Here is a 6977-nt window from a genome sequence, read left to right as displayed (position 1 = left end):
ACGGGGTGGGCGAAGGGGCGGCCGGTGACGTAGTGCTCGATCTCGCCGATGGCGAGGTCGGCCAGGCGGCGCAGCTCACCGCTCTTGGATCCGGCGATGTGGGGGGTGATGAGCGCGTTGTCGCAGTCGTAGAGCGGGGAGGTGGCGGGCAGCAGCTCCGGGACGGTGACGTCGAGTACGGCGCGGATCCGCCCGGCCACCACCTCCTCGGTCAGCGCCTCCTGGTCCACCACCGCCCCGCGCGCGGTGTTGATGAGCGTGGCGCCGTCCGGCATGGCGGCCAGCAGCTCCCGGCTGACCAGCCCCTGGGTGGCGGGCAGCAGGGGGGTGTGGACGCTGATGACATCGCTGCCGGCGAAGAGTTCCCGCAACGGCACCGGGCGCGCCCCGAGCTCCTTCGCCTCCTGAGCGGTGACATACGGGTCGTGGAGCAGGAGGTCGAGGTCGTACGGGCGGAGCAGTTCCATCACCCGGCGGCCGATGGCGGAGGCGCTGAGGATGCCCACGGTCCGGCGGTAGTTGCCGGCGTCCGGATAGCGCTCGTTCCAGTCGATCGTGCGCCGCTCGGCGCGGTAGTCCCGGGCGATGTCCAGGACGCGCTTGTTGGACAGCAGGATCATGGCGACGGTGTACTCGGCGACGGGCACGGCGTTGGCCGCGGCCGCCGAGGAGACCGCGATGCCGCGCTCCCAGCAGGCGTCGGTGATGTGGTGGCGCACGGTGCCCGCGGTGTGCACCACGGCGCGCAGCCGGGGCGCGGCGTCGAGCGTGCGGCGGTCCAGGGGCGGGCAGCCCCAGCCGGTGACCAGCAGTTCGGTGTCGGCGAGGGCGCTGCGGGCGGCCGGGGTGGTGAAGTCGTCGAGGACGAGGCCGGGGTCGAGGTCGAGGAGGTCGATGAGCCGGTCCAGGCTTGCGGGCCCGAGCACCTGCCGGGCGGACCGCTCGGCCATGGCCAGGGCGGCATGGGGGCGGCGGCGGGCGGAGAGGTGGCTTGCGGTCACTTGACGCTCCCTGCGGTCAGTCCGGACTTCCAGTAGCGCTGCAACAGGACGAACGCCAGGATCAGCGGCACGACGGCGAGCAGTGAGCCGATAACCACGAGGGGGTAGTACTCGGGCGAGACGGTGGCGGCGCTGTTCCAGGTGTAGAGGCCGAGGCTGAGCGGATACAGGTGCTGGTCGGAGAGCATCACCATCGGAAGGAAGAAGTTGTTCCAGATGGCCGTGAGCTGGAAGAGGAAGACGGTCACGAACCCGGGCCCGAGCATCCGCAGGCTGACCCGCACATAGGTCTGCAGCTCGCCCGCGCCGTCGACCCGGGACGCCTCCAGCACCTCGTTGGGCACATAGCCGCTGCTGAGCAGGCGGGCGAGGTAGACGCCGAAGGGGTTGAAGAGCACCGGGATGAAGACCGACCAGAAGGTGTTGACCATCCCGATCTCGGAGGCCACCAGATAGAGCGGAAGGGCCAGCACGGTCGGCGGCACCATGACGCCGGTGAGGACGAGCCCGAAGAACTTCTCCTTGTGCCGGAACTCGTACTTGTCGAAGGCGTAGCCCGCGGCGACGCTGATGAGCGAGCCCACCAGGGCCCCGACGACCGCGTACAGCAGGCTGTTGACGTACCACTCGCCGTAGAGCCCGCCGTCCATGGAGAACAGGTCGGAGAGGTTGCGGGCGAAGGAGAAGTCGCCGAGCGAGAAGATGTCGCTGCCGAAGAGGGCGTCGGCGTTCTTGGTGGACGCCAGCAGCAGCCACAGCGCGGGCAGCATGGTGTAGAGGGCGGCGATCAGGACCACGGCGTTGGCGATGCCGCGGCTGGTCAGCTTGGAGCCGCCGAAGGGCTTGCCGAGCGGCCTGGACGGTCCCGGTCCCCGGGAGGGGCTCACGGGGGTGGTGGGTGTGGTCGTGGTCATCACGCTCTCCGTTCCCGGCGGCCCGACCAGCGCGTCACGGCGTACGACAGGACGCAGGTGACGATCAGGAGGATGACGGAGGCCGCGGAGGCGAGTCCGTAGTTGTTGCGGCGGAAGGCCGCGTCGTAGATGTACATGTTCGGGGTGAAGCGGGAGTTGACCATCGGGGTGGCCTGGTTCATCAGCATGGGCTCGGTGAACAGCTGCAACGCGCCGATCAGGGAGAACATGCACACCATCACCACGGAAGCCCTGATGATGGGCACCTTGACCTGGAGCGCGGTGCGGATGCCGCCGGCGCCGTCGATGGTCGCCGCCTCGATCACCTCGCGCGGCAGCGCCTGGAGCGCGGCGTAGAAGATGATCATGTTGTAGCCGAGGCCGCTCCACAGGGCGATGTTGACGATCGACGGGAGCACGGTGTGCAGGCCGAGGAAGTCGATGGTGATGTCGGCCTGCGCGAAGAGCTTGATGACCGGGCTGAGCCCCGGGGTGTAGAGGTACAGCCAGATGACGGCCGCGATGATGCCGGGCACGGCGTGCGGCAGATAGAGCAGCATCTGCGAGGTCCGCCGCAGCCGGATGAGGCCCGAGTCGAGCAGCAGGGCGAGCGCGAGGGCGCTGACGACCACGGTGGGGACGAAGATCACGCAGTAGAGGGCGATGGTGCCGAACCCGGAGAGGAAGCTGGGGTCCTGCAGCACCGCGAGATAGCTGCGCAGTCCGGTGAAGACGGTCTCCCCGCCGCCGAAGCCGAGCCCGCTGTGGTCCTCGCCGAAGAGGCTGAGGTAGATGGCGTAGCCGACGGGGACGAGGAACACGGCGATGAGCAGCGCCGTGAAGGGGGTCAGCAGGACGGTGGCGGCGATCCGCTGCTGGCGCCGTCCGGTTCTGCGGGGCGGGTCGGCGGCGGCCGCCGGTGGCGGTGCCGTCCGTCTTGAGGACGTGACTGTGCTCACGGAGTACCTCGGCTCAGGCGTGGTGAGTGCGGCTCGGAAGGTGCGGTGTGAGGTGTGGAGGGGCGGGCTCAGTCGGTGGTGACCGACAGGCCGAGGCTCTTCAGGTCGGGCATGGTTCTGCTCTGGGCTTCGCGCAGGGCCTCCAGGACGGTGCCGCTGCCGGCCCCGGCCCGGGCGAGCCCGTCGTCGCCGGAGGTGGTGGTCGAGACCATCCGCGGTCCCCACTTCCAGGTGGAGGTGATCATCTCGGCCTGCTTCCCGAAGAGGCCGAAGATGTCCTGTCCGGAGTAGTAGCTGGTGTCCATCTCCTTGCGGGCGACCGGGACCAGGCTGGGCACGGACGGGAAGGCGCTGCTGACGCCGCTGGCGAGCTTGGCCCGCAGGGCGTCGGGGCTGGTCACCATCCAGGAGATGAACTCCATGGCCTCCTTGGGGTGCCGGCTGTCCTTGGTGACCATGAAGGTCGAGCCGCCCTGCGTGCTCACCTTGGGCTTCGCCGGGTCCCACTGCGGCATCGGCGCGATGGCCCATTTGCCCTTGCCATCGGGGGTCGACGCCATCATGGAGCCCGCGGCCCAGGCGCCCGCCAGATAACCGGCCGTCTCACCGCTGCGCAGATGGGCGCGCCACTGCTGGCTGGAGCCGGGCTCGACGCGCACCAGGTCGTCGTCCATCAGCCGCTGCCAGTAGCCGGCGACCTTGCGGGTGGGGGCGTCGTCCATGGAGACGCGCCAGGTGTCGTTGGAGGTCTGGTACCACTGGGCCCCGGCCTGCCAGGCGTACCCGGCCATGTAGAGGGTGCCGCCGGTGGTGAAGAGGCTGGCGATCCGGGAGCGGGGCTGGGCCTTCTTGAGCTCGCGGGCCGAACTCTCGAACTCCGCCCAGGTCTTGGGGACCGGGATGTGGTTCTTGGTGAAGATGTCCTTGCGGTACAGGAAGACCATCGGCTCGATGTCCACCGGTACGGCGTAGGTGCGCCCGTCGAAGGTGGTGAGGTCCAGCGCCTGCGGCAGGATCTTGCGGCGCACCGAGCCGGGCAGCAGCTTGGTGATGTCCCGGGGTACGCCGTCGATGGTGAAGCTGGGCAGCTGGGGGTATTCGATGGTGGCGACATCGGGGGCGTTGCTCGCACGGGCGGCGTTGCTGAGCTTGGCCCAGCCGCCCTGCTCGCCGGAGGGGACCTGCTGGAAGTCCACCTTGATGTCGGTGTGGGTGCGGTTGAACTCGTCGACGACCTCCTGACTGCCGCGCAGCGCCGACCAGAAGGTGAGGCGCACGGGGCCGTCACCGGCGGTGTCGGACCCGCGGCTTGTGGAGCAGCCCGCCAGGACGAGGACGAGCAGCGTGAGCAGTGCGGTGGTGCCCGCCGTAGCCCGGTGTCCGGGCATCGGGCGTCCTGGGCGTCTATGGCCAGGCATGGACCCTCCCCTGATTCAACGGTGGAGCCAGAGGGAATCCTGAGCGCTTGACTGAAATTCCGTCAATACATCGAACAGTAGAAACTAAAGCGGTCAAACGCTCAGTGAAGCGGGGCGGTGGAATCCCGGACCACGAGGTGCGGCAGCAGCTCCAGATGGCGGGCGGCGCCGGCCCACCGCCCGGCCCGGGTCCGCTCCAGCTGGCGGGTCAGCAGCTCCAGCGCCGCCTGCCCGACCTCCCCCTTGGGCGGGGCCACCGCCGTCAGCGCGATCTGCCCCATGTCGGCGACCACATCGTTGTAGGCGACCACCGAGCAGTCCCGCGGCACCTCGATGCCCGCCTCGCGCAGCCGCTGGACCAGCACCAGCGCGTCCATGTCGCCGTGGATCAGAGCGGCGGTGGCCCCGGCCCGGCGCACCGCGGCGGCCAGGTCGGCCTCCCGCTCGTCGCGCGGGCTGGGGTCGGGCCCCGCGGTGCGCGAGCTGAGCATCACCGGGCACCCCTCGCTGATGCCGCGGGCGGCGGTCTGCGCGGCGAACTCCGACCGGACCACCCGCGCGGTGGGGCTGTCGTCGCGCGCCGCCAGCACGATGCGCCGGTGCCCCAGCGAGATCAGGTGCTCCAGCGCCAGATGGACCCCGTAGGCGTGGTCCGAGCGCACACAGTCCAGCCCGTAGATCGCGCTGCCCCGGTGGGGCCTGCGCTCCACCAGCACCACGGGGACCTCCAGGTCGGCGAGCCAGGCATGGTCCGCCCGCGCCTCCGCCTCGGTGCGCCAGCGCGGGGCGAGCAGCAGCCCCCGCGCGCCCGCGTCCAGCGCCTGGCGGACCGCGCGCTCGGTCCCGTGCTCGGTCCCGTGCTCGTCCGCGGCGATGTGCAGCGCGAGCCGCAGCCCGGCCTTCTCGGCGGCCTCGCGCGCCGCCTGGACGGCCTCGGTGAGGTAGGTGTTGCGCTCCGGGACCACCATGCCGATGGTGTCGCCGGTGGCGGTGGACTCCTGGGCCATCGGCTGCAGCGAGCGCGCCACCCCGTGGCCGCGGCGCAGCTCCCCGCGCTGGGCCAGTTCCTCCACGTCCCGCCGTACGGTGACGACGGACACCGCCAGCTCATCCGCGAGATCGGTGATCCGGGCGCTGCCTCTGGCCTCCACGAGGGCCGCGATCCGTGCCTGCCGCTTCTGCGCCGGCTCCCGCATGTTCCCCACCTCCGACGCGATCGGCTTTCGTCTCTGTATCGAAACACCGCCATAGTAGCGATCATTCGATCAGAAAGCAGTCGGCGGGTGGCCGGGGGCGGTCAGCAGTCGGTGATCCCCCGCGCCTGCAGGGCCGTTCGCAGCGCCCGAGTCGCGTAGTACGTCCGCGACTTGACGGTTCCGGGAGGCACCCCGAGCGCCCGGGCCGCCTGGCTCACACTGCGGTCCAGATAGTGCAGATGCAGCAGCACCTCGCGCTGCGGGGGCGCCAGGTCCGCCAGGGCGTCCCACACCACCCGGGCGGTGAGCGTCTGATCGACCGCGTCCGGCGCGGCCGGCATCGCCATATCGGCCTCACCGGCCATCTCCGTCCGCGGCTCCACCTGGTCCTGGTGGGCGTCGCCGACCAGATCGCCGACCAGATCACTGACCACCGTTAACAGCCGGTGGCGGGCGGTGGCGTCCATGGGGCCGATGTCCATCGGGCGCTGCCAGGCCCGGATCGCCACCTCCTGCACGATGTCCTGGGCCCGGTGCCAGTCCCCGCCCAGCAGCCGGGCCGCCAGCCGGAGCAGCGCCGAGCCGTGACGCCGGTACAGCGTCGTCAAGAAAGTGTCGGCGTCGGTCATGACGGCCGCCTCGTTGATGTCCATCGTCCCGTTCCCCCCGAGGCGAATGTGTCGATGGCGGGAGCGTAAAAGAAGGGGACGCCGATTGAGTGACGAAAGTCTGACGACACACGTCGGCCGGAAGAGCACGGTGCCCGAAACGGGCCCGACTAAGATCCCTAGTTGTGCGATTTACGGTGTTAGGCCCGGTCAGGGCGTGGCGCGAGGACGCCGAACTGGAGCTGGGCCCACCCAAACAGCGAGCGCTGCTGGCGCTGTTGCTGGTGCGGGCGGGGCAGCCGGTGGCGCTCAGCGAGATCGTCGATGTCCTCTGGGCACAGGATCCGCCGAGCACCGCGGTGAATGTGGTGCACCGCCATGTGGGCTCGGTGCGCCGGCTGCTGGAACCGGGCCTGGCGGTGCGGGCGGAGGGCAGCCGGCTGGTGCGCAGCTCCGGCGGCTATCGGCTGAACGTCGGCCCGGACACGCTGGATCTGCTGCGTTTCCGGCACCTGAGCGAATCGGCCCGGCGCACCGCCGCCGAGGGGGAGCCGGAGCGGGGTGCCGAGCTCTTCGCCCAGGCGCTCGCCCTGTGGCAGGGACCGACCGCCACCGGAGTCCCCTCCGACATCCAGACCCATCCCGTCTTCTCCGGTGTCGACCGTGAACTTCTGGCCATCGCCAAGGAGGCGGCCACCACGGCGCTGGTCTCCGAGGTGCCGGAGCGGCTGCCCACCGTGCTGCAGCAGTTCGCCGCCCACCACGCGCTGGACGAGACCCTGCAGGCCCAGCTGATCCGGGTGCTCGCCACCACCGGACGGCGGGCCGAGGCGCTGGAGGTCTTCTCCGCGGCGCGGAACCGGCTGGCGGACCAGCTCGGC

7 protein-coding genes are annotated in these 6977 nt (G+C 70.5%); 1 reads left to right on the top strand and 6 read right to left on the bottom strand.

From position 1 onward, the window contains the following. The 6 genes from GWI24_RS37615 to GWI24_RS37590 all read right to left on the bottom strand — a co-directional run. Window positions 1-950 (bottom strand): hydroxyacid dehydrogenase (locus GWI24_RS37615; protein ID WP_210950536.1); only part of this gene is annotated, 950 nt, incomplete at its 3' end. Between the two features lie 47 nt (window positions 951-997). Next, a complete protein-coding gene (locus GWI24_RS37610; RefSeq protein WP_247617438.1) occupies window positions 998-1915 on the bottom strand; it encodes a carbohydrate ABC transporter permease in 918 nt (305 codons plus the stop codon). Beyond that, window positions 1915-2874 carry a carbohydrate ABC transporter permease gene (locus GWI24_RS37605; RefSeq protein WP_210950533.1) on the bottom strand — a complete coding sequence of 320 codons (960 nt, stop codon included), beginning with the start codon at window positions 2872-2874 and terminating at the stop codon, window positions 1915-1917. The genes GWI24_RS37610 and GWI24_RS37605 overlap by 1 nt, the downstream gene beginning before the upstream one ends. A 68-nt stretch (window positions 2875-2942) precedes the next feature. Next, window positions 2943-4262: an ABC transporter substrate-binding protein gene (locus GWI24_RS37600; RefSeq protein ID WP_247617437.1), complete on the bottom strand. Its 1320-nt coding sequence runs from the start codon at window positions 4260-4262 to the stop codon at window positions 2943-2945. A gap of 131 nt (window positions 4263-4393) precedes the next feature. Then, window positions 4394-5488, bottom strand: coding sequence for a LacI family DNA-binding transcriptional regulator (locus tag GWI24_RS37595; RefSeq protein ID WP_210950531.1), 1095 nt, complete (start codon window positions 5486-5488; stop codon window positions 4394-4396). 101 nt (window positions 5489-5589) lie between these two features. After that, the gene (locus tag GWI24_RS37590) at window positions 5590-6141 is read right to left on the bottom strand and encodes a sigma-70 family RNA polymerase sigma factor (protein WP_210950530.1); all 552 of its coding nucleotides are present in this window, start codon (window positions 6139-6141) and stop codon (window positions 5590-5592) included. Between the two features lie 140 nt (window positions 6142-6281). Here GWI24_RS37590 and GWI24_RS37585 point away from each other — a divergent pair. Further along, window positions 6282-6977, top strand: a 696-nt coding sequence (locus tag GWI24_RS37585; RefSeq protein ID WP_308344220.1) for a BTAD domain-containing putative transcriptional regulator, incomplete at its 3' end; no start/stop codon positions are given.

This window comes from Streptomyces sp. MK37H (assembly GCF_018035285.1).
Lineage (GTDB): Bacteria > Actinomycetota > Actinomycetes > Streptomycetales > Streptomycetaceae > Streptomyces > Streptomyces endocoffeicus.
Note: the sequence above shows the minus strand (reverse complement) of the source record. Positions and strands in the feature narration are given on the sequence as shown.

Bases quoted from the DNA above. Each gene is read 5' to 3' on its own strand.
- GWI24_RS37610 (WP_247617438.1), bottom strand. From the start codon at position 1,915: ATGACCACGACCACACCCACCACCCCCGTGAGCCCCTCCCGGGGACCG.
- GWI24_RS37600 (WP_247617437.1), bottom strand. From the start codon at position 4,262: ATGCCCGGACACCGGGCTACGGCGGGCACCACCGCACTGCTCACGCTG.
- GWI24_RS37595 (WP_210950531.1), bottom strand. From the start codon at position 5,488: ATGCGGGAGCCGGCGCAGAAGCGGCAGGCACGGATCGCGGCCCTCGTG.
- GWI24_RS37590 (WP_210950530.1), bottom strand. From the start codon at position 6,141: ATGGACATCAACGAGGCGGCCGTCATGACCGACGCCGACACTTTCTTG.